The following is a 20,503-nucleotide window of genomic DNA, read 5'->3' as shown; positions in this document are numbered from 1 at the left end:
GACAGATGATTCGCCATGAATGATATTGTAATCGCCGGCATCGGCATGACCGGGCTGGGCAAAATGCCCGAGCGCAGTGTAAAAGATCTCAGCGCCGAAGCCGTGAGACTGGCGCTGAAGGATGCCTGTGCTGATGTGCAGGATATTGAAGCGGCCTGGTTTTCCAACACCCGCCAACAAATGCTCGAAGGACAAAACACCATTCGCGGACAAATCGCTTTGCATCCTCTGGGGTTCGAGTCCATTCCCATCTGTAATGTCGAAAATGCCTGCGCCTCGGGCTCGACAGCCCTGTATCAAGCCGTCACTCATATTCGTGCAGGCATGGCAGAAATGGTATTGGTGCTGGGTGCGGAAAAAATGTTTTTTCCGGAAAAGCGCGAAGCCATGTTCCGGGCATTTATGGGCGGCACCGACATCTATCGTCTCGAAGAATTCAGTGCAGCAATCGAACAAACCGCGGTGGATTTGATTCCCGAAGAACTGCGCAATATCGATACCGGTCAACGCAGTTTTTTTATGGACAGCTACGCCGCTCAGGCTCGGCTGCACATGAAAACTTTTGGGACAACACAGAAGCAGCTGGCCATGGCCGCCGCCAAAAATCATTGGCATTCCACCATGAATCCATTGGCGCAATATCAACACGATATGAGCACCGAAGACGTCCTGAATGGCCGCCTGATCAGCTGGCCATTTACGCTCCCTATGTGTGCACCCATTTCTGACGGAGCTGCCTGCGCAGTTGTTTGTTCCAGCAGCGCCTTGGCCAAACTGGAAAAGCGGGGTTATCAGCGTCAACGGGCCATTCGCATTCGCGGCATTCACTTAGCCAGCGGCCAGAATCGCGCCGCCGATGATTTTGCCAATCACATTGGCCGCATAGCGGCGCTTGGCGCCTACGAGGAAGCGGGTATCGAAGGCCATGATATCGATGTTGCGGAAGTGCACGATGCCACAGCCTATGCCGAAATTCAGCAGATTGAAAACCTTGGGCTCTGCGAAATCGGTGCGGGTGGCGCGTTTACCGAAGCGGGAGACAGCAAACTCGGCGGAAAAGTACCGGTCAATCCTTCCGGAGGTTTGGTGTCTAAAGGCCATCCCGTTGGTGCCACCGGCATTATGCAACTCCAGGAACTGTGCACCCAGCTACGCGGTGAAGCGGATAAACGCCAAGTAGAAAACCCCCGCATTGCCGTCGCGGAAAACGGCGGTGGTTTCTATGAAAATGAAGAAGCGGCAACTGTTGTGACGGTGCTGGAGCGTCAGCCATGAACTCACAAAAGAAAACTCTGCCCTTACCTGTCGACTATGTGTACCGAGGCTTCGCCCTGAATCCGCAGGCTATTGCAGCAACGGACGACCGGGAAACCATCAACTACCAGGAACTGAAAATTCGATCAGAAGCCCTGGCTATGGTGTTGCAAGAACTTGCTCCGGAACCCAGTCGAATTGCACTTTGTGCCCAAAACCACATTGATCATTTGGTGAGTTTTCTGGCTATTTTGCTGGCTGGCCATTGCTGGGTACCCATCAATCCTAAAAATGGCGCACAGTTAAATCAACAACTGCTGAAAAAAAGCAAACCCCGCTTAGTGCTCGTCGACCCGGAAAGTGAAGTGGCTCTGGCGGGCAGCGAGATCACTCGAATTTATTTGCGCAGCACGTCCGATAACAGTATTGCGATTCTCAATCATAAGTTTATCGGCAAAGCTTTCACCCCAGTACGGGCAAAAGCCGATGATATTTTTGGCATTAAGTTTACCGGTGGCACCACGGGTGAACCCAAAGGTGTTATGCAAAGCCATGCGAACGTTGCGGCGGTGGTTGAAAACATGCAGGCATTGTTTGAATTTCAAAACAGTGATGGCAATCTGGCCGTTGCGCCACTGACCCATGGTGGCTCGCACTATATCTTGCCTTTGCTTGCAGTTGGGGGAAAACAAATCTTATTGCCCCAGGCCAACACCGACTTAATTCGTGAAGCCTTCCGGGAACGCGGCGCCAGTGTCAGCTTTATGCCGCCCACTTTGATTTATAAAATTATGGATTGTGGCAACGACGCCAAAGTCGATTTCAACACGCTTCGCCACCTCACCTACAGCGCGGCGCCGATGCCTCCGGAACGCATTCAACAAGCTATCCAATTCTTTGGGCCGAAACTCTCAACAGTTTACGGCCAAACCGAAGCTCCCATGACCATAACGGCAATGACTGCCGAAGATATGGTACACAGTGATTTGCAAGGTTCGGTGGGCAAAGCCTGTTTATACAGTGACATAGCGATCATCAACGGAGATGGCGAACAACTCACTGTTGGCAAAAGCGGCGAAATCATTGCTCGCGGCGAAATTATTATGGCCGGCTACTTCGAGGAACCGGAAAAAACCTGTGAAACCATTCGTGAGGGCTGGCTCTATACCGGTGACCTGGGCTACATCGATCAGAACGGCTATCTATTCCTGCAAGGTCGCGCCAAAGAATTGATCATCAGTGGCGGCTTTAATGTTTACCCGGCTGAAGTGGAAAATGTACTTAGCGAAATTCCAGGAGTCCGCGAATCCGCCGTATTTTCTGTGGACGACGAATATTGGGGCGAGCGAGTTGAAGCCGCCATTTGCCTCGACCAGGCATTTGATTTAAGCGATGAAGACCTCAGTCAAAAACTGAGAGCCGAATTAGGTGCCGTAAAAACCCCCAAAGCCTTCCATCGACTCGAACAGCTGCCTCGCAATCCGGTGGGCAAAGTCGTCAAGAGAGAAGTCAAAGCATTAATTTATCCAGGCTCATAAAATGAACGACCCCATTAATTTTAATCAGCTCAATCATTTGAGCGGAAAAGAAAAAATCGAAAAATTTGAAACCATGGAACAGCGCGGCGGAATGGCAGATAACCTCGGTTATACCGTCACCGAATATGGCGAAGGCTTTGTGGTTTATGAATACACCTTGAAAGATCGCCACGTTAATCTGATCGGCACATTGCATGGTGGCATTATGGCCACCTTATTGGATACCGCCATGGGCGCCGCCGTCATGACGTTGCTGGATGTCGGCGAACGCCACACCATGACCGACATCACCACCAAATTCATTCGCCCCGTGACCAGCGCCGAAGATGTACTAACGGTCCGCGCCGAAGTTGAAAACGCCGGTCGGCGCACCCTCGCCACCGCCGGAACCATTCACAATAAAGCTGGCAAGCTGGTCGCTCGGGCGATTGGTTCAGCCATGAAAATTTAGGAGCTGAATTCGATGAACCGCGAAGAACTTCTGGACAAACTGACCTTACCCGCCATGTGCGCCCCCATGTTTTTGATCAGCGGCCCTGAAATGGTCATCGCTGCATCCAAAGCGGGTCTGCTGGGCTGTTTCCCGACCCCGAATGCACGCACCACCGAAATTCTCGATCAGTGGATGGAAAACATTAAACATGAGCTGGGCGATACTCCCTGGGCCGTTAATATCGTTGTGCACCCGTCTTACCCAAGGCGCGATGCTGATCTCGAGCTAATCAAGAAACACCAGCCCCCTATTGTCGTTACCGCTCTGGGTAGTCCCGCGCATATCATCGAAGAAGTGCACGCCTATGGCGGCATGGTAGTGGCCGACGTTATTTCACCGGCTTTTGCCAAAAAGGCGGTAGCCGCCGGCGTTGATGGCCTCGTGCTTGTGGCCGCCGGAGCCGGAGGTCATACCGGGTATTTGTCTCCATTTGTGTTTGTTCGCGAAGTACGAGAATTTTGGGATGGCTTGCTGATTCTCGGCGGCGGTCTTTCCAGCGGTGCGGATATCCGGGCGGTAGAAATCATGGGTGCCGACATGGCCAATTTGGGGACGCGTTTTATTCCCACTGAAGAAAGTATGGCCCAGGACGGTTACAAACAAATGGTTGTCGACTGCAACGCCGATGACATTATGATTTCCGACGCGATCACTGGAGTAAAAGCCAACTGGATGATCCCGTCTTTGGTTCAAGCCGGTTATGACCCCCGCAATATGCCCAGTGCCGCCGGCATTAACTTTGCTGAAGCCGGTGCCGATGCGAAAAAATGGAAAGACATCTGGGCAGCCGGCCAGGGTGTGGGCGCCAGCCAATCGGTTCAGAGTATCGAGGAACTGAGCGCTGAACTTATTAAAGAATACCAACAAGCTCGAGGAAATTAATATGAACGCCTTCGATGATGTGTACATTTACGAAACCCTGCGCAGCCCGAGAACCAGAGCGAAGGCGGGCACCGGCCTATCGGGCCTGTCCTCGATTGACATTATGTTGCCGTTGTTTAAAGAACTGGAAAATCGTGCACCTGGTGCCAAAAAAGCTTGCGGCGATTTGATCTTTGGTAGCGCAACCCAGACCGGCGAGCAAGGAGCCAATGTTGCCAAACTGGCAGCCAACACCGCAGGCTGGACTCAACTCCCGGCCATGAGCATCAATCGCTATTGCACCTCAGCATTGGATGCTATGGCCATTGCTGCGGGAAAAATCAGCATGGGCATCGATCAAGCTGTTTTGGCGGGCGGCGTGGAAATGATGTCGCGCACACCGATGATGAGTGACAAAGCACCGGGCTTTATGGACCCGAAAGTGGCCACTGCCGCACACAATCTTCCTCTGGGTATTGGCGCTGACCTGATCGCGAGTTTACAGAACATCAGCCGGGAAGAAGCGGACAGCTACGCATTGCGCAGTCAGGAGCGTGCAGCGAAGGCGATCGCAGAGGGCCGTTTTAAACGCTCCATTGTCAGCATCGACACCGAAAACGGATTGATGGAAAGTGACAATGCACCTCGCCCTGGCGGCAGCCTGGAGAGCCTCGCAGAACTGCAACCTTCGTTCGCCAAAATGGGCGCGATGGGTATTGATCAAGCGTTGCTGTCGCAGTTTAAAGAACTCGATGAGATCGCCCACATTCACCACCCGGGTAATTCTCCGGGCATGGTGGATGGGGCTTCCTTAAACCTCATGGGCAGTAAAAGTATTTCCGAAGATCTGGGCATAAATCCTCGCGGTCGAGTACTTGGCTTCGCGAATGCCAGTGGCGACCCTCGCCTTGTGCTAACCGGCGGTATTGATGCGGCAGACAAACTACTCGCCGCCCACAAGATGACCATCAACGATGTGGACTTGATGGAATTTAACGAATCCTTCGCCGCTACCAGTATTTACTGCCAACGCCATTTTGATTTGGCCGATGAGCAATACAATGTTAACGGTGGCGCCTTGTCTCTGGGGCATCCCATGGGTGCAACCGGTGCCATGTTGGTAGGCATGGCGTTGGATGAGCTTGAACGCCAGGACAAATCAATTGCCATGATCGCAGTCAGTGGTGCCATCGGCATCGGTACCGCCATGCTGGTCGAACGCACTTAAGCAGCACAGAGCACAAACGGTAAAGAGCAGAGAGCGATTTTTAGGTGTGAAATTTTAGATTCCTGAAAATTGTTCTCTGTCCTTTTACTTGCGCTGTTCTCTTCATTCTATTCTCTTCACTCTAATCTCTCTACTCGCTTCCAGAACCTTTCTTTGTAGGCATCAAATTTGCTTTTTACGGACAAAGGCAGAAAGCCTCAGGGAAAACCTCATGCCGTTTAGGTAAATACATTCCCCAACGTAATGAGCCTGACATGGCCATTGCAGAGATTGAGAAATTACTTGCCCGTATCAACTAAGGAATAAATCGCCACATTCAATGGTTTGCAAAGCCATTCCAAAATCGCCTTGAAGAAAGCCACGCACGGGTCAATAATAAATTTTTCGCCTATGGAAGCCCCGGCCATGTGGATTCGCTGCTTATGTCTATTTTTGATATCAACCCATGTGAATGCAGCGAACCATTATAAAATTGGCACGCAAAACTTCGATTATTCTCCTCAGTACAATTTTATTGCCCGAAAAGACAAAGGATTTGCCTGGGCGGTACTGGAAGCTTTCGCGAAACAGGAAAATATTAACTTTGAATATGTGCCGCTTCCCCTGAGACGATTGCAAGATGAACTAAAACGCGGCAGCATTGATTTTATTTACCCGGATAATGTTCGCTGGCTGCAAGGCGAAGACTCTCACCCTTCAAACAAAATATTCAGTCGTGCGCTTACCATGGCCACTTACGGAACCATGGTGCACCAGCGCCGAGAAGGCGAGGGCGCTGAAAAATTTCGCTCAGTCGCATTCCCAAAGGGATTCACCCCTACCAAATGGCGCATACTGTTACAACAAAAGCCCTTGCAGCTGGTCGAAACAAGCACACCCGAGCTGGCCTTAAAAATGGTGCTGAGGAATAGAGTCGATGGCGCAGACATTGAATATAACGTCACTCAGTTTATTTTGAATAAATTGGGTCAGCCGGGAAAACTGGTTATGGATGATACGCTTCCCATCACCGTTGTCGGCTTCCGGGTATCCACTATTCGGCACAAGGAAATGATCAACAAGCTCAACACATTTCTTATTGAAAACCAGGCGTTGATAGAGCGTCTGAAAAAACGATACAAGATAAGGTCGGATGACGCCGAACACGAATGAACAGGCCTCTCGATTGCGGCAGATAGATAACGACAAACAGATAACAGCAAATAGCGAATAAGAACGATCAAATCCGGAAGATATAAAACCGGAAAAGTAAAAACGGGAGCGAACAGCTCCCGTTTGATTGGCACTGTATTTTACTTTCCGAGATTAAACTGCTGGAGCAGTTTATTGAGATTATAGGCCAGCTCTAACAACCCCTCGCTGATCTGCTTACCTCTCACCGCGTCCTCACTGGACTGCTCTGCAACCTGAGCAATGCTGACCACATTCTGATTAATTTCATCAGCAGCCTGATTTTGTTGCTCTGTGGCCGATGCAATCTGGATATTCAAACCATCCAGCACTTTAATTTGCTCGGTAATGCCATCCAGCAAATCCGCAACCGCTTCTACATCGCTGGCCTTTTCATTGGCTTGGTGACGCACATCGTGCATTGATTTTACGGCCGATTTGGCATCACTCTGCAAAGCTTCAATGGTATCTTGAATCTGGTCGATGGATTCCCGTGTGCGAGTGGCCAATTGGCGAACCTCATCAGCAACAACCGCAAAGCCTTTTCCTTGTGGGCCCGCACGGGCCGCCTCAATCGCAGCGTTTAAAGCCAACAAATTGGTTTGCTCCGCGATACCGGTAATCACATCCAGAACACCACCCACCTCCTGGGTTTTCTTGCCCAGCTCTTCGATTTTTCCGGCATTGCTTTCGACAGTATCTCGCAATAGAAATATTCCCTGGCGAGTTTTCGTTACCAGGGTCAAACTTTCGCTCGCGCTGTTATTGGCCGCTTCTGATTTCTCAGCCGCGTCTCGAGTGTTACTGCGCACGGCATGTGCAGACGCATCGAGCTCATTAATTGCTGATGCAACAGAATCGGTACCGCGCTTTTGACTGAGCACAGCTTCCTTGGTGAGCGAGGAAATTTTATCCAGGCTGGTCGCCGAGTCCACAAGGCGATCACTGGCATCCGAGACCGCTAAGAAGCTGTCTTTAAATTTACTCATCATGGCATTGAGTGCTTTGCTGACCGCGCCAAGTTCATCATCATGATGAACCTTGATCTCACGGCTTAAATCCATATCTTCTTCCACCTTGCGAATGGTGCCTTTCAGACGATTCAAGCGGCGCAAGACCAAACGGTGGAAGGTCAAACTCAGTAGGGCAAAACAAATAATTATCAGAAGTAATTGCGCACCCGCACCCAGCATTACCGAACGACGAATTTCTCCGTCGACACGACCAAGGTCATAGCTGATTTTTACCGCACCCAGAACTTCGCCCTGTTTCGCCTGGTGGCAACCCAGGCAGTTGGTACCCCGGTAATTCTCCATTGCTTTTACCGGCATAATGTATTCCAGCACATGCTGGTCACCCTGTTCGTTCATGCGAAAGCCGGCAATGCCCTGCAGCGCTTTGCGCTCAAACTCGTCGATCGCACGCTGATCTGAAAAACCATCGCCATAGAATTCACGGGTTTTATCACCCCGAATGATCCGAGCTTCAACAATGTCGTTTTCTTGTAACAGTTTATCCTGGATGATCTTGCGATTGGCCATACTGCCGGTGAGCATCATGGCATTGACCGAATCAAAATAATTGCTGGCCAGGGTCTGCATATTGTCTTTGACCAGGCCTTCCGCCAGGGAACGCTCATCGTAATAAAACACGACAATATTTGCTGTGAGAAGGAGGGCGGCAATCAGGCCCAGGGCCCAGTAAATTTTGCTCGCCAGGGAGAGGGGATTAGCTTGCATGGCGCACTCTACGTTAATCCAAATACGTATGGTGCTATCGGCGCCTTATTCCAAATAATTAGACATATTTTATGGGGATATTCACCCCGGCCGCCTGGCCGGGGTAACAATGGAACGGGATTAGGCCTTAGCCAGAGCCTGTTCCAAATCGGCAATAATATCTTCCGGGTTTTCCAAACCCACGGAGATACGAATAAGGTTCTCGCCAATGCCGATCTCGGCACGGCGTTCCTCCGGCACGCAGGAATGGGTCATGGAAGCCGGATGCTGGATCAAGGTTTCGGTCCCGCCCAGACTCACGGCCAACATAGCGATCTGCATATTGTCCAACACCGCGAAGGCCTCTTTCTCACCGCCCTTGATCGCAAAAGAGAAAGTGGAGCTGCAACCACTGCACTGACGCTTGAAGATTTCCGCCTGGGGATCGTCATCCGCCAGGAACGCCGGGTACAACACCGCTTCCACAGTCGGATGATCACGCAAGTACTCCGCCACTTTTAAGGCATGGCTTGAAGACGCCTGCATGCGCACCTTCAGGGTTTCCAGGGAGCGCATAATCAGCCAGGCCGTGTTCGGGTCCATGGTGGTGCCCATAATATTGCGGAAGCCGCGAATCTTACCAATCACCTCACTGCGGCCGGAACAGGCGCCACCCACCACATCCGAGTGGCCTCCAATGTATTTGGTCAAGGAGTACAGACAGACGTCGGCACCGTGCTCCAGGGGCTTCTGGAAAATCGGACCGTACATGGTGTTATCCACGATAAAGACTGGCTTTTCATCCTGCTCGACTGCGGCTATCAAGTCCGCACAAGCGCGAATATCGATAATCTGATTGGTGGGGTTATCGGGTGTTTCCAAAAACACCACCGATACGGGGCCAATAGCTTTTGCCTGTTCCAGCGCCTTCGCCAGACCCTCGGCGCCTTCGCTGGAACAAAAACCAATACCACTCACCTGATACTGGGAAAGAATACTGCTCAACAAGGCATCGGTGCCGCCATACACCGGCTCGGAGTAAATCACCACATCACCGGGCTTCGACAGGGCCAGCAAGCTCGTTGAGATCGCTGCCATGCCACTGGCTGTCACCAGGCAATCATCCGCCTCATCCCACAGAGCGATGCGCCCTTCCAGAATCTCCAGTACCGGATTATTGAAGCGGGTGTAAATCAAACCCGGCTCTTCACCTGGCGGCAAGGGCTCGCGACCGGACGCATAGTTAAAGAAATCCTTACCGTGCTGAGCCGAGTCAAAAACAAAAGTCGAGGTTTGGAACTGGGGGCATTTAACGGCCCCTTCTGACAGGCTGGGCTTATAGCCGTAATGCATCATTTGGGTTTCCGGGGCCAACTTTTGGGCCCCCAAATGGCGGGCTTTGCAGTCGTTCATCTCGCTGTCTCTCTAATTATGATGTCCCTCGCAGTATGTCAAAGCATGAGCGCAATTAATTTGTGATTTTTGCCACCATGAAGGATCATATTGGCAGAATATTGCGAGCCCAGATAAGAACGAGACAGAATACGATGGATACCATTGATCGGCAGATTTTGCGCGAACTCCAGCGAAATGCCCGAATAACCAATGAAGAATTAGCCGAAAAAGTGCATTTATCCCCATCTCCCTGCTTGCGCCGGGTGCGCAAACTGGAGGCCAATGGCTTGATTGAAGGCTACAGCGCCAAGGTCAATCAGGAGGCCTGTGGTCTGGCCATGAACGTGTTTGTCAGCGTGCGCCTGGAAAAGCCCGAAGAACACATTATTCGGCACTTTGAAGAGGCGGTCGCCACGCTCGATGAAATTATTGAGTGCTATCTGATTGCCGGTAATCGCGATTATCTTCTGCGGGTTGTCGCGGCGGATTTGAAAGATTATGAACGCTTTATCCGCGAACGTTTCTCCAAGGTTCCGGGTATCGATTCCATCGAATCCAGCTTCGCCTTTGGCCATGTAAAACAACAAGCCGGTTTACCCTTATAGCGCTTGTCACTATATTGTCCAAGGAATGACGTTGTTCTTGTCACCATAGGACTAAAAAACTGGACAAACAACGGCCAAGTGGGCTTATAATGTCAGTCTCATAACGCAAGTTATTGATTGTGATCAAGACGACAATAATAAAATTTGCCCAAGGCCAAGGAGCCGAGTGATGATTACCACCCCCCAACCATTGCGCCAGTATTATCGGGAACAAGGTTTTTTCGCCGAACGCAAACTGCACGATTTACTCTATCAGACCGCTGTACAAAAACCCGGGGCTGTTGCGCTGGTTGATCCTTTAAATCGCCAGGATCTTACTGGCCAGGATGCCGTATCCCTGAGCTACCAGGAATTGCACGACAGCATTGAGCAATACAGCTACGGCCTGATGCGCGCAGGCCTGAAGAAAGACGATATTGTTTTTGTGCAGCTGCCCAATATTGTCGAGCTGGTCATTCTTTACATGGCCTGCTCTCGCCTGGGCGCCATTGTCAGCCCGGTACCCATGCAATACCAAAAGCATGAGTTGGCGGATATTCTGCCGATCCTGCAACCCAAAATTGTCGTCAGCCTGAACACCTTTAAGGGTAAAGACCAGAGCAGCCCCATGTGGCATGCCATTGAGCACTGCCATTTGCAGTTGGATGAAAAGCCCGCCCATTTCACCATCGGAAATGGCCAGGCCGAGCACGGCGAACCCTTTGACCGTTTATTGGAAGAACCCATCGACGAAACGCTCTGGCGACAATATCTGGCAGACTATCCGGCCAATGCCGATGACATTGTCACCATTTGCTGGACGTCTGGAACCGAAGGAAAACCCAAGGGGATTCCGCGCTCCCACAACCAGTGGCTCACCATTGGCCTGGCTACCTATGAAGGCAATAAATTGCAAGATGGTGAGGCGTTGTTGAATCCGTTCCCTTTCATCAATATGGCATCGATTGGGGGCCTGATGATGAGTTGGTTGTACAGCGCTGGAAAAATGGTTTTACACCACCCAATGGATTTGGCCGTATTTGTTCAGCAGCTGATTAGCGAAGACATCAGCTACACCCTGGCACCACCGCCGCTACTGAACAATATTATCAAGCACCCGGAAATGCTGCCGCCCAATACTCTGGCCAAAGTGCACACCATCGGCTCCGGTTCTGCGCCGCTGGATGCCTGGATGGTGGAAGGCTTCAAGCAACAACACAATATCGAAATCGTGAATCATTTTGGTTCCAATGAAGGCGTGAGCATGGTCTGTGGGCCAGATGACACGCAACACCCGGAACAAAGAGCTCGCCTGTTCCCCATCAGCAACAAACTGCTGGAAACTCGACTGGCGAATCCCGAGAGTTGTGAAATCATCAACGAGCCGGGCGTCAGTGGCGAACTGCAAATCAAAGGCCCTGCCGTGTTCGACGGTTATTACAAAGCCCCACAAAAAACCCAGCAGGCCTTTACCACCGATGGTTATTTTAAAACCGGAGACCTCTTTGAAATTGCCGACGCGGATTTCTATCGCTTTGTGGGTCGCTGTAAAGATCTGATCATTCGTGGCGGCGTGAACATCGCACCCGCCGAGCTGGACAACCTTCTGGGAGCGCACCCGGCCGTCGAAGAAGCCGCCGCCGCCGGCTACCCCTGTGACACCATGGGTGAGCGTGTCGCGGCATTTGTGGTATTAAAAGATGATCAGGAACTGAGCCTGGAAGCACTTTGCGAATACCTTAAGGAGCGCCAGATTGCCATGTACAAGCTGCCCGAAAAGCTTGTGCTTCTCGATGCAATTCCCCGCAATCCCTTAGGTAAAGCACTACGCTATAAGCTGTCAGAAATGGTATCCTAGGCGGCATTGGGGCCCGGCTTATCGGGCCATGAATTAAACCTGCTAAGGATTCCTATGAAAGTTCTGGTTCGCACATTGTCTGTGCTTATTGTTTTAAGCTGTGCCTTTATTTGGGTGAAGACCTTAATCTCTCCGGTCGAAATGGCTCAGCAACTTGGCCTGCAAGGTGTGGGTAATCTGGGCCTGGCCTCAATTCGCGGCGATATGGGCGGCATCTTTTTTATCACCATGGTGCTCACCAGTCTCGGCTTGATCAATAAAGGCAACCATTGGTTTGCCGCCGCTGCCACTGTCATGTTGGGTGTGGCGATTGGCCGCATTACCGGATTGATTGTTGATGGATACACGGAAGCGGCGATTATTCCACTGGCCGCAGAATTTGTATTGATCGCGATTTTATTCGCGGCCTACAAAAAAGCCTGATACTCAAGGCTTTCTAACGCTGAAAGGCACAAGCCGCAGAAATAAAAAAAGAGTGCATGTACAGCACTCTTTTTTGTTTTCAGACGCTAATAACATTAACGTCAATTCAGCTGATCCAGTGGGCGACTCATTTCGGCCCAATCAATATCTCCATCATCAATCATATTTTCATATTCCAGTACGCCCAGCTCATCAAACTTGGGACGAATTTTATCGGTTAATAATCCAATGCGACGTAGATTGGGAATGACTCGTTGGAACAGATGATTACGGAAATTGGTATTTCCCTCACCGGCCAAAAAGGCCTGGCGCGCATCCTCCACATCCCAACCGTAATATTCAAAGACATCCGTAGGAATTAAACGCTCACGGGAAACCACACAGGCTTCATAGGCAAACTGCGCTCGCTCTTCGCGCTCTTCATCACTCAACGATTTCACAAACTCTTCGAGATAATGAATGCCAAAGGCGACGTGGCGAGCTTCATCGCGAATCACGTAATTTAAAATGTCTTTTAACAGCCCACCTTCCGGCAAACGATCGTGCATGGACGTAAAAGCAGCCAAGGCCAAACCTTCGATCACCACCTGCATACCAATGAACTTCAAGTCCCAACGTTCATCGGTCAGAATTTTATCCAGAATACCTTTCAGAGCATAGTTCACCGGGTACATCACCCCCAGTTTCTCCTGAATAAATTTATTGAAGACTTCAACATGACGGGCTTCATCAAAGGTTTGCGAACCGGCATACAACTTTGCATTGAAGGTCGGTGCGCAACTCACCAACTGGGAAGCCACTAATAAAGCGCCCTGTTCGCCATGTAAAAACTGTGCCAGACGCCAGGCATCACAGTGATCCAGAAATTCGTTTTTCTTGGCTTCAGATAATTGCTCGAAAGGTTCGAATCCGGAAAAGCCACCCACTTTGGCGCGCACTTCATCGGGCAACAGGGTAACGGGTTTGTCCCAATCCAGATCGCTTTCAACGTTCCAATTGAGTTTTTTCCCGAGTTCGTACAACTGCTTGATGCGCCCTTCCTGAAGCTTGTAATCCCAGTTGTAACTCCCCGTCAATGGGGTTTGGAAAATTTCGGCCACATCGTCAACGTCCTGTTCCGTCAGGGGAATATCATCGTCTACGGTAATGGCTGCAGCGCGACTGTAGAAATAAACACTGCGCGGGGTTTCATCAACAAATTTTGCAGGCATTTCGGACTCCTTAATCATTATTATTGCGAAGTTCTGAGCAAACCCAGTGTAGCTTTAGCTCACGGGAAAAGCCGGACATATTTTGCGGTAATAATGACAAAGGCCAGTAATTGTGACGGCACCGTCAACAAGTGCTGACAAAAAAACAGCGGGATATAACCCGCCGCTCCTGTATCAGTAAAAGTTTGGAATAACTGAGCAATCAGAACACTCGCTCATCACCGTGGCTATCGATAGCGCGCTGAATAATATAGTGATGAATGTCCTGAACTTCGCTCACAGTCAAGTGATCGTTAAATGCGGCCATACCCTTATCTTTCAGCATGCCGCCATAAACGATGCCCATAAAGGCCTGATGACTGGCTTCGCTCATGTGGCGCAAGTCAGGGATAACACCACCACTGACGGCATGCAAGCCATGACAGAACTGGCAGTATTCATCATAAAGCGCCCCACCATTGGCAATTTGAGCCGCCGTACCAGTTTGGGCGGGAGGCTTGGGAGCCTCTTTTACTAATTTGGCCTGCTCAGGCAAACTGCCATTGGCACCCAGTTTGTACACCAGAACCCGGTTCGGCCCAGGCCCTTCATCTTTACCGAATACAGTGCCACCTGTCAGACTGAACATACCACCCCAACCGGCCATCACCGCGACGTATTGTTCACCATCAATTTCATAAGTGATTGGCGGTGCTACGACGCCGGTTTGTGTGTAGGCTTCCCAGAGTTGTTTTCCCTCACTGGCACTGTAGGCCATCAACTTACCCTGGGGCACGCCATGAAAGACCAAATCGCCAGCGGTGGTTAACATACCGCCCACACCGGGCGTTGGGTAAACCACTTCCCAGGCCGGCTTTTGTTTCGCCGGGTCCCAGGCGATCAGTTTTCCGCTGGTCAATTTTTTATTCATCAAAATGGTTTCATTGTCTTCGGCCGGTGGCTTAACCCAGTTCATGCCGAGGTTCCAAATACGCTCCTTGTCCATCTCTTTACGGCCATTGTAAAAATGCGGCATTTCAATTGCCGGAATGTAAACCAATCCGGTATTGGGATTAAACGCCATCGGATGCCAGTTATGGCCACCATAAGGTGCGGGCCAAACCATTTGAGTACGCTCGGTAAATTCCGTCACGCTTTTATCTTCCACAGGACGACCGGTTTCCTGATCCACATGACTGGCCCAGGTAACTTGCACATAGGGCTTGGCCGACAGAAATTCACCCGAGCTTCTGTCGAGCATATAGAAGAAGCCGTTTTTCGGTGCCTGCATAATGACTTTGCGCAGCACACCGTCCATTTGGATATCCGCAAGGATCATGTGTTGGGTAGCAGTGTAGTCAAAGTTATCGGCGGGTGTGGTTTGATAGTGCCAAACGTATTCGCCAGTCTCCGGGCGCACCGCGACGATGGACGACAAAAATAAATTATCGCCACCTTCCGGACTGCGAATGTTTCGATTCCAGGGAGAGCCGTTGCCCACCCCCACATAAAGCAGATTTAACTCGGGATCGTAAGCCATGGAATCCCAAGCGGTGCCACCACCACCGAGCTTCCACCATTCACCGGTCCAGGTTTTGGCGGCCATTTCCATGGCTTTGCTCTCAAACCCTTTTTCCGGATTGCCGGGCACAGTGTAGAAACGCCATTGCTGCTCACCGGTTTCGGTATCGTACGCAGTGATGTATCCGCGCACACCCATTTCGGCACCACCGTTACCGATGATCACCTTGTCTTTCACAATACGCGGAGCACCTGTAATGGAATAGGGTGCACCATCTACCGTTTTCACATCCCAAAGGACTTTCCCGTCAGCGGCGTCCAGCGCGACGAGATGACCATTGATGGTACCGATGTAAACCTTGCCCTTCCACACCGCTACGCCACGGTTCGCCGGCGAACAGCAGAGATAACGGTTATATTCTTTCGGCACTTCAGGGTCGTAGTGCCACAATTGTTTACCGGTTTTGGCATCCAGTGCGTACACCGCACTCCAGGCCGTACTGGTGTACATCACACCATCAACCACAATCGGGCTCGCCTCCAAACCCTGTTGATGCTCCACATCAAAGGACCAAGCCAGCCCCAGGTCTTTCACATTGTCTTTGCTGATTTGGGTTAAGGGGCTGTAGCGTTGCTCACCGTAGGTACGACCATGAGCCATCCAGTTACCGGGTTCAGCATCCGCCGCCAGCAATCGATCAGAGTTGATATTGGCCGTTGCGGGCTCAACACTGGGTTCTGCCATGGCAGCAGATTGACTGGCATCAGGGGATTGATCGTTTACTTGCGAAGGCTCTTCATTACTACAGGATATCAAGGCAAGGCTCAGCAATACCGCCGATACCGGCCCCAGGGACAGATAGGAGAATTTCACCAGGCGCTCCAAATGTTATTGTTGGTTTGCGCTGAGTATCAGTCACTGCTGATATGAAAGGTAGGTAAGAGTTTGACAATCCGCGACAAAAGCGAATCTGAGAAAACACATCAGGAAATTAGAAACAGCAGAGAAAGGGGCCAGAGAGAGGACTCTGACCCCACTAGGAGCTTACTTCTTGAGAATCAACTTGTTGTACGCAAACAGCAGAATAAAGGCACCCACTGTTGCGGTAATAACGGTAACGATATTGAAACCGGAGACGGAGCCGATGCCCAGCAAGGAACCCAGGTAACCGCCAACAAAGGCACCACCGATACCCAGCAGGATGGTCAGAATCCAACCCATTTTGTCTTCACCTGGCATCAACCAGCGCGCCAAAGCGCCCGCGACCAAACCCAGGATAATCCAAGCAATCCAACCCATAATCATTCCCCTTTCGCATTTTGAATCGTGGGCACAGCGTTTCGCCATGCCAACTGTTTAATGGGGCACACAACCTAAGACCCTAGCCCCATCGCGTGATACCACTATCGTGGAATTTGGCTGAACCCATACTTAATAACCATACAGCAAACACATTCCAGCGTCTTAATTCTGCAACAACATTTCCACACAATGACAAGGGTTATTAAAAACTTAAAAATATTTGCCAAGTACTTGATCTGGAAGGGGTAAATGGCTCTTTTATCTTTACGGAAACCAACCTCACTTCTATCATGGTTTTTCACCCCGTTTTGTTTCCATCACGCTTTTTTATCGCACTCACGAAAGGATCGCTTGTGCTGACAACCCTGAAACAACTTGGCCGCTCCATGGTCGGCAGTTTGCGAGACCTGATGCCCATTGTGGCGGTGATTCTGTTTTTCCAGTTTTTTGTTTTACAGCAACCCCTGCCCAATATCGGCCAGCTGATGATGGGCGTGGTGTTTGTGGTGCTCGGCTTAACGTTTTTTATTCATGGGCTGGAACAGGGTCTGTTCCCCATCGGTGAATCCATGGCCCATGCCTTCGCCCGCAAGGGCAGTCTGTTCTGGCTGATCGTGTTCGCCTTTTCTCTGGGCTTTGGTACCACCGTGGCCGAACCTGCGTTGATTGCCGTGGCGGCCGAAGCGGCCGAAGTTGCCGCCACCGGACAAATGATCGAAAACAGCCTGAGCGCAAAAAGTGAATACGCCAACGGCTTGCGCTACACCGTGGCCTTTTCCGTAGGGCTTGCCATTGTGATTGGTGTCGTACGAATTCTGAAAGGCTGGCCGATCCAGTGGATCATTATTGGCGGCTACGTCATCGTGGTCATCATGACCATGTTTGCCCCTCGGGAAATTATCGGCATCGCCTATGATTCCGGCGGCGTCACCACGTCGACCATCACCGTTCCACTGGTGACGGCACTGGGTGTGGGTTTGGCCTCTTCCATCAAAGGACGCAATCCAATGATTGACGGTTTCGGCTTGATCGCCTTTGCTTCTTTAACTCCCATGATTTTTGTTATGGCCTACGGAATGCTTATCTAAATGGAAATACTACAACAGATATGGGAAGTGACGCTCGGCACGGTAACGGATGTCCTGCCCATTGCCGCCATTATTTTTGGGTTCCAGTTCGCCGTCATCCGTAAAAAGCCGGCAAACCTCGGACAGATTTTATTTGGCTTTGTCTGGGTGCTGGTCGGCCTATCTTTATTTCTGCTCGGCCTCGAGTGGTGTCTGTTTCCACTTGGCCGCCTGATGGCCGAACAATTAACCGACCCCAATTTTATTCACGCCGGCAAAGCCGTTGCCGATGCCGCCAACCAAATTAACTGGAGCGACTATTACTGGGTTTATCTGTTTGCCTTTTTAATTGGCTTCAGTACGACGATTGCAGAACCCTCTTTGATTGCAGTTGCTATCAAAGCAAATGAGGTATCCGGCGGCGCCATCGGCATCTGGGGCTTGCGCCTAGCCGTCGCGCTCGGGGTAGCGATTGGTATATCCCTGGGTTGCTATCGCATTGTGGTTGGCGACCCTATTCACTGGTACATCATCAGCGGTTATATTGTGGTGGTGATTCAAACCAGTTTCGCGCCGAAAATGATTGTGCCACTGGCCTATGATTCTGGCGGCGTGACCACCTCAACCGTTACCGTGCCACTGGTTGCCGCCCTTGGCCTGGGATTGTCGGAAACCGTTCCCGGACGCAACCCTTTGATTGACGGTTTTGGTTTGATTGCTTTTGCCAGCTTGTTTCCCATGATGTCGGTCATGGCATACGCCCAAATCAGCGAGTATCGTGCTCGCGCAAAATCCGCCGATGTCGAGTCGGCTGAGTCCTCGACCTAGGAGCTCACTATGCACTTTAAGATGATTGTCGTTTTTGTAGAAGACGATAAAACCGATGACGTTATGGACGCTGCCCGTAAAGCCGGAGCGACCGGAGCCACGGTTATAAACAATGCCCGCGGTGAAGGCTTGAAACAAAGCAAGACCTTTCTGGGCTTGTCCCTGAGCAGCCAACGCGACGTTATTTTATTTTTGGTTGAGGAACACCTCAGCCGCCACATTCTGGAAGAAATCAATCGTGTGGGCGAATTTGATGCGGCACCCGGTACCGGCATTGCCTTTCAGATTGATGTCGAAGACGCTGTTGGCGTCGCCCACCAAGTCGAAAAACTCACCTCGGATGTAGAGGAGCTGCTGTAATGGAAAAGGCTGCAATGGAAAAGAAAGTAATACAAGCTCGACAGGTAATGCACAGCAATCATCTGGAAATTGACGGCAAAGCAACGGTGAAAGAAGCCATCGCTTTGATGCGCGCCCACCAGAGCGATGTACTGATTGTTCAAAAACGGGATGAGAATGATGCGCTGGGTATTGTGCTGCTGTCGGATGTTGTCAAAAAAGTGCTCGCCAAAGACAAGGCTCCCGAGCGGGTGAACGTTTATGAAATCATGTCCAAGCCAGTGATTCCGATCGAAGCTGATTTGGATGTGCGCTATGTTGCACGCATGTTTGATCGCTTTGGCATTTCCAATGCCCCGGTAGTTGATCAAGGTAAAGTAGTTGGCGTGGTCAGTTACAATGAACTGATTTTTAACGGCCTGTGCGAGTTGCTTGACTGAATAAAGACGTCAATTCAATTATATCAGGGCTTGGTGTCCGGCTTGTGACACCCCCCGCACTGGCGCACTGGCCCTGATTTTTCACCGGCAACTTTCAACTCCCGGTGGCATTCACGACATAAGCCGTGGAACTGCTCTTCCACCAGAAGATTGACCGACTCGTCTTCCTTATGGCATTGGTAGCAACCAAATTGCCGGCCCGTTCCGTCCACGTAATTGTGATGACATTGAGCACAGCCCACCTGATGATGATCTTTGTGAACAAAATAAACATCCAGTAAAGGTGCTTCGCGCAGAGAGGCCTCGCGTTTTTCAGGCAACATCAAGAACAAAGCCGCGACGATAGAGACGGCAATCATGATCAATATCATCTTAGCGGGTGACCACATACAAGCCCCCACTCAATACCGCACAACACACAAAAAGGTACACGGACAGTACGGTTTTCTGAGCACCGGACAAACTCATCCGCGCTTCATCGGTCTCACCAAGCAGCGCTTTACTGAGTGACATTTTCTGGGCCTGACGATTCAAGCCGTAATACAACAAAAAGAGAACCAGAAGAATCGAACAGGCTGCCCAGGCAATATAACTCTTTAAATAAAAATCACTGCCAACGATGTGATAGAAACTGGCCAACATCGCCACGATAGAACACAGTGCATGGCTCACTCGAAACGAATAATGTTTGCCATGCAAACGCCGTCGAAAGGGACGCAAGGACGCAAAGCACAAGTAGGCGAATAATATCCAGGCTAACCAGGCAACCAACATATGCCAGGGCGCGCGCAAACTGAGATATTCCAAACTGGTAGGCTCAAGTACCAAAAAGCCAACACCGTGTACCGTAGAGAAAAATAACATTGCGAATGCCAGCAAGCGATGCCACCAGTAAAACAAATCTCCACGAAGGCGAGGCCAGGTTTTTGGGCGTGCGCGTTCCACAAAAAGATACAAGCACAGGGCAAAGGCGACAAAGCCAATACCATTGAGCCATTCCCAATAACCACCCGCAGAGATCGCGCCAAAAGCAAGAATCAGCACAAACGGCAGCAACAAATAGCCACTGAGAGCCAATATATAAATCAGCAAATGTCGCCAGGAAGCGTGTAGGGGAAGTTGTTTTTGTACACCCTTATCAGTCATTCGACCTATTTTCAGATTGAATGACTAACATGTCAAGTAATCGAATTTATTCTTCGGATACCGACAAGGTAAAAGAGAAAATAAATGAAACAAGGAAAGAGATTGAAATCTCATGCTGGTCAGGACAATCAACACCTTGCTGTCCTG

The 20,503-nt window shown here is 50.6% G+C and carries 20 protein-coding genes; 13 read left to right on the top strand and 7 right to left on the bottom strand.

Annotated elements, in window-relative coordinates; translation table 11 throughout:
• The first annotated feature begins 15 nt into the window (after positions 1-15).
• From G8768_RS04075 to G8768_RS04050, 6 genes are all read left to right on the top strand, one after another.
• Positions 16-1,275 carry a thiolase family protein gene (locus G8768_RS04075; RefSeq protein ID WP_166850912.1) on the top strand — a complete coding sequence of 420 codons (1,260 nt, stop codon included), beginning with the start codon at positions 16-18 and terminating at the stop codon, positions 1,273-1,275.
• A complete protein-coding gene (locus G8768_RS04070) occupies positions 1,272-2,792 on the top strand; it encodes a class I adenylate-forming enzyme family protein (RefSeq protein ID WP_166850916.1) in 1,521 nt (506 codons plus the stop codon). The genes G8768_RS04075 and G8768_RS04070 overlap by 4 nt, the downstream gene beginning before the upstream one ends.
• Before the next feature lies 1 nt (position 2,793).
• Positions 2,794-3,243: a PaaI family thioesterase gene (locus G8768_RS04065; RefSeq protein ID WP_166850919.1), complete on the top strand. Its 450-nt coding sequence runs from the start codon at positions 2,794-2,796 to the stop codon at positions 3,241-3,243.
• Positions 3,244-3,255: 12 nt separating this feature from the next.
• Positions 3,256-4,167 (top strand): NAD(P)H-dependent flavin oxidoreductase, encoded by a 912-nt coding sequence (locus G8768_RS04060; protein WP_166850922.1) that lies wholly within the window; start codon positions 3,256-3,258, stop codon positions 4,165-4,167.
• Between the two features lies 1 nt (position 4,168).
• Positions 4,169-5,374, top strand: coding sequence for an acetyl-CoA C-acyltransferase (locus G8768_RS04055; protein ID WP_166850926.1), 1,206 nt, complete (start codon positions 4,169-4,171; stop codon positions 5,372-5,374).
• Between the two features lie 447 nt (positions 5,375-5,821).
• Positions 5,822-6,526, top strand: a complete 705-nt coding sequence (locus tag G8768_RS04050; protein ID WP_166850928.1) for a type 2 periplasmic-binding domain-containing protein — start codon at positions 5,822-5,824, stop codon at positions 6,524-6,526.
• Positions 6,527-6,666: 140 nt separating this feature from the next.
• Here the strand turns inward: G8768_RS04050 and G8768_RS04045 are convergent, their stop codons facing one another.
• Positions 6,667-8,283: a methyl-accepting chemotaxis protein gene (locus tag G8768_RS04045; RefSeq protein WP_166850931.1), complete on the bottom strand. Its 1,617-nt coding sequence runs from the start codon at positions 8,281-8,283 to the stop codon at positions 6,667-6,669.
• A gap of 120 nt (positions 8,284-8,403) precedes the next feature.
• On the bottom strand, positions 8,404-9,675 hold the full coding sequence (locus G8768_RS04040; protein WP_166850934.1) for a cystathionine gamma-synthase family protein: 1,272 nt from the start codon (positions 9,673-9,675) through the stop codon (positions 8,404-8,406).
• A gap of 134 nt (positions 9,676-9,809) precedes the next feature.
• Between G8768_RS04040 and G8768_RS04035 the strand changes: the two genes are divergently transcribed.
• The 3 genes from G8768_RS04035 (at position 9,810) to G8768_RS04025 (ending at position 12,522) form a co-directional block, all read left to right on the top strand.
• Positions 9,810-10,262, top strand: a complete 453-nt coding sequence (locus G8768_RS04035; RefSeq protein WP_166850937.1) for an Lrp/AsnC family transcriptional regulator — start codon at positions 9,810-9,812, stop codon at positions 10,260-10,262.
• A 169-nt stretch (positions 10,263-10,431) separates the two neighbouring features.
• Positions 10,432-12,099 carry a class I adenylate-forming enzyme family protein gene (locus G8768_RS04030; RefSeq protein WP_166850939.1) on the top strand — a complete coding sequence of 556 codons (1,668 nt, stop codon included), beginning with the start codon at positions 10,432-10,434 and terminating at the stop codon, positions 12,097-12,099.
• Positions 12,100-12,153: 54 nt separating this feature from the next.
• Positions 12,154-12,522 (top strand): hypothetical protein, encoded by a 369-nt coding sequence (locus G8768_RS04025; protein ID WP_166850942.1) that lies wholly within the window; start codon positions 12,154-12,156, stop codon positions 12,520-12,522.
• A 101-nt stretch (positions 12,523-12,623) separates the two neighbouring features.
• On the opposite strand, the gene G8768_RS04020 is transcribed toward G8768_RS04025, so the two are convergent.
• The 3 genes from G8768_RS04020 to G8768_RS04010 form a co-directional block, all read right to left on the bottom strand.
• Positions 12,624-13,733, bottom strand: a complete 1,110-nt coding sequence (locus G8768_RS04020; protein ID WP_208020068.1) for a ferritin-like domain-containing protein — start codon at positions 13,731-13,733, stop codon at positions 12,624-12,626.
• Between the two features lie 202 nt (positions 13,734-13,935).
• Positions 13,936-16,107 (bottom strand): PQQ-dependent dehydrogenase, methanol/ethanol family, encoded by a 2,172-nt coding sequence (locus G8768_RS04015; RefSeq protein WP_166850945.1) that lies wholly within the window; start codon positions 16,105-16,107, stop codon positions 13,936-13,938.
• A 171-nt stretch (positions 16,108-16,278) separates the two neighbouring features.
• Positions 16,279-16,533, bottom strand: a complete 255-nt coding sequence (locus G8768_RS04010; RefSeq protein ID WP_166850949.1) for a GlsB/YeaQ/YmgE family stress response membrane protein — start codon at positions 16,531-16,533, stop codon at positions 16,279-16,281.
• Between the two features lie 356 nt (positions 16,534-16,889).
• Here G8768_RS04010 and G8768_RS04005 point away from each other — a divergent pair, with 356 nt between their 5' ends.
• The 4 genes from G8768_RS04005 to G8768_RS03990 are packed head-to-tail and all read left to right on the top strand — an operon-like array spanning position 16,890 to position 19,210.
• Positions 16,890-17,624, top strand: coding sequence for a DUF1538 family protein (locus tag G8768_RS04005; protein ID WP_341800966.1), 735 nt, complete (start codon positions 16,890-16,892; stop codon positions 17,622-17,624).
• Positions 17,625-18,431, top strand: coding sequence for a DUF1538 domain-containing protein (locus G8768_RS04000; RefSeq protein WP_166850958.1), 807 nt, complete (start codon positions 17,625-17,627; stop codon positions 18,429-18,431). It abuts the gene before it with no gap.
• Positions 18,432-18,440: 9 nt separating this feature from the next.
• The gene (locus G8768_RS03995; protein WP_166850961.1) at positions 18,441-18,791 is read left to right on the top strand and encodes a P-II family nitrogen regulator; all 351 of its coding nucleotides are present in this window, start codon (positions 18,441-18,443) and stop codon (positions 18,789-18,791) included.
• Positions 18,791-19,210 (top strand): CBS domain-containing protein, encoded by a 420-nt coding sequence (locus G8768_RS03990; protein ID WP_208020067.1) that lies wholly within the window; start codon positions 18,791-18,793, stop codon positions 19,208-19,210. Before G8768_RS03995 ends, G8768_RS03990 begins: the two co-directional genes overlap by 1 nt.
• 23 nt (positions 19,211-19,233) lie before the next feature.
• Here the strand turns inward: G8768_RS03990 and G8768_RS03985 are convergent, their stop codons facing one another.
• Entirely contained in the window at positions 19,234-19,599 is a 366-nt protein-coding gene (locus G8768_RS03985) for a cytochrome c3 family protein (RefSeq protein ID WP_166850964.1), read from the bottom strand.
• The gene (locus G8768_RS03980; RefSeq protein WP_166850967.1) at positions 19,583-20,356 is read right to left on the bottom strand and encodes a ferric reductase-like transmembrane domain-containing protein; all 774 of its coding nucleotides are present in this window, start codon (positions 20,354-20,356) and stop codon (positions 19,583-19,585) included. The genes G8768_RS03985 and G8768_RS03980 overlap by 17 nt, the downstream gene beginning before the upstream one ends.
• Between the last annotated feature and the right edge of the window lie 147 nt (positions 20,357-20,503).

The organism is Pseudoteredinibacter isoporae, assembly GCF_011602085.1.
GTDB lineage: Bacteria > Pseudomonadota > Gammaproteobacteria > Pseudomonadales > Cellvibrionaceae > Pseudoteredinibacter > Pseudoteredinibacter isoporae.
This window is presented reverse-complemented; position numbering and strand designations above follow the sequence as displayed.

What these genes read in the sequence shown, in the direction of transcription:
- G8768_RS04020 (WP_208020068.1), bottom strand. Translation starts at nt 13,733, where the DNA reads ATGCCTGCAAAATTTGTTGATGAAACCCCGCGCAGTGTTTATTTCTAC.
- G8768_RS04000 (WP_166850958.1), top strand. Translation starts at nt 17,625, where the DNA reads ATGGAAATACTACAACAGATATGGGAAGTGACGCTCGGCACGGTAACG.
- G8768_RS03995 (WP_166850961.1), top strand. Translation starts at nt 18,441, where the DNA reads ATGCACTTTAAGATGATTGTCGTTTTTGTAGAAGACGATAAAACCGAT.
- G8768_RS04075 (WP_166850912.1), top strand. Translation starts at nt 16, where the DNA reads ATGAATGATATTGTAATCGCCGGCATCGGCATGACCGGGCTGGGCAAA.
- G8768_RS03980 (WP_166850967.1), bottom strand. Translation starts at nt 20,356, where the DNA reads ATGACTGATAAGGGTGTACAAAAACAACTTCCCCTACACGCTTCCTGG.
- G8768_RS04055 (WP_166850926.1), top strand. Translation starts at nt 4,169, where the DNA reads ATGAACGCCTTCGATGATGTGTACATTTACGAAACCCTGCGCAGCCCG.
- G8768_RS03990 (WP_208020067.1), top strand. Translation starts at nt 18,791, where the DNA reads ATGGAAAAGGCTGCAATGGAAAAGAAAGTAATACAAGCTCGACAGGTA.
- G8768_RS04060 (WP_166850922.1), top strand. Translation starts at nt 3,256, where the DNA reads ATGAACCGCGAAGAACTTCTGGACAAACTGACCTTACCCGCCATGTGC.
- G8768_RS04030 (WP_166850939.1), top strand. Translation starts at nt 10,432, where the DNA reads ATGATTACCACCCCCCAACCATTGCGCCAGTATTATCGGGAACAAGGT.
- G8768_RS04035 (WP_166850937.1), top strand. Translation starts at nt 9,810, where the DNA reads ATGGATACCATTGATCGGCAGATTTTGCGCGAACTCCAGCGAAATGCC.
- G8768_RS03985 (WP_166850964.1), bottom strand. Translation starts at nt 19,599, where the DNA reads ATGTGGTCACCCGCTAAGATGATATTGATCATGATTGCCGTCTCTATC.
- G8768_RS04040 (WP_166850934.1), bottom strand. Translation starts at nt 9,675, where the DNA reads ATGAACGACTGCAAAGCCCGCCATTTGGGGGCCCAAAAGTTGGCCCCG.
- G8768_RS04070 (WP_166850916.1), top strand. Translation starts at nt 1,272, where the DNA reads ATGAACTCACAAAAGAAAACTCTGCCCTTACCTGTCGACTATGTGTAC.
- G8768_RS04045 (WP_166850931.1), bottom strand. Translation starts at nt 8,283, where the DNA reads ATGCAAGCTAATCCCCTCTCCCTGGCGAGCAAAATTTACTGGGCCCTG.
- G8768_RS04025 (WP_166850942.1), top strand. Translation starts at nt 12,154, where the DNA reads ATGAAAGTTCTGGTTCGCACATTGTCTGTGCTTATTGTTTTAAGCTGT.
- G8768_RS04010 (WP_166850949.1), bottom strand. Translation starts at nt 16,533, where the DNA reads ATGGGTTGGATTGCTTGGATTATCCTGGGTTTGGTCGCGGGCGCTTTG.
- G8768_RS04065 (WP_166850919.1), top strand. Translation starts at nt 2,794, where the DNA reads ATGAACGACCCCATTAATTTTAATCAGCTCAATCATTTGAGCGGAAAA.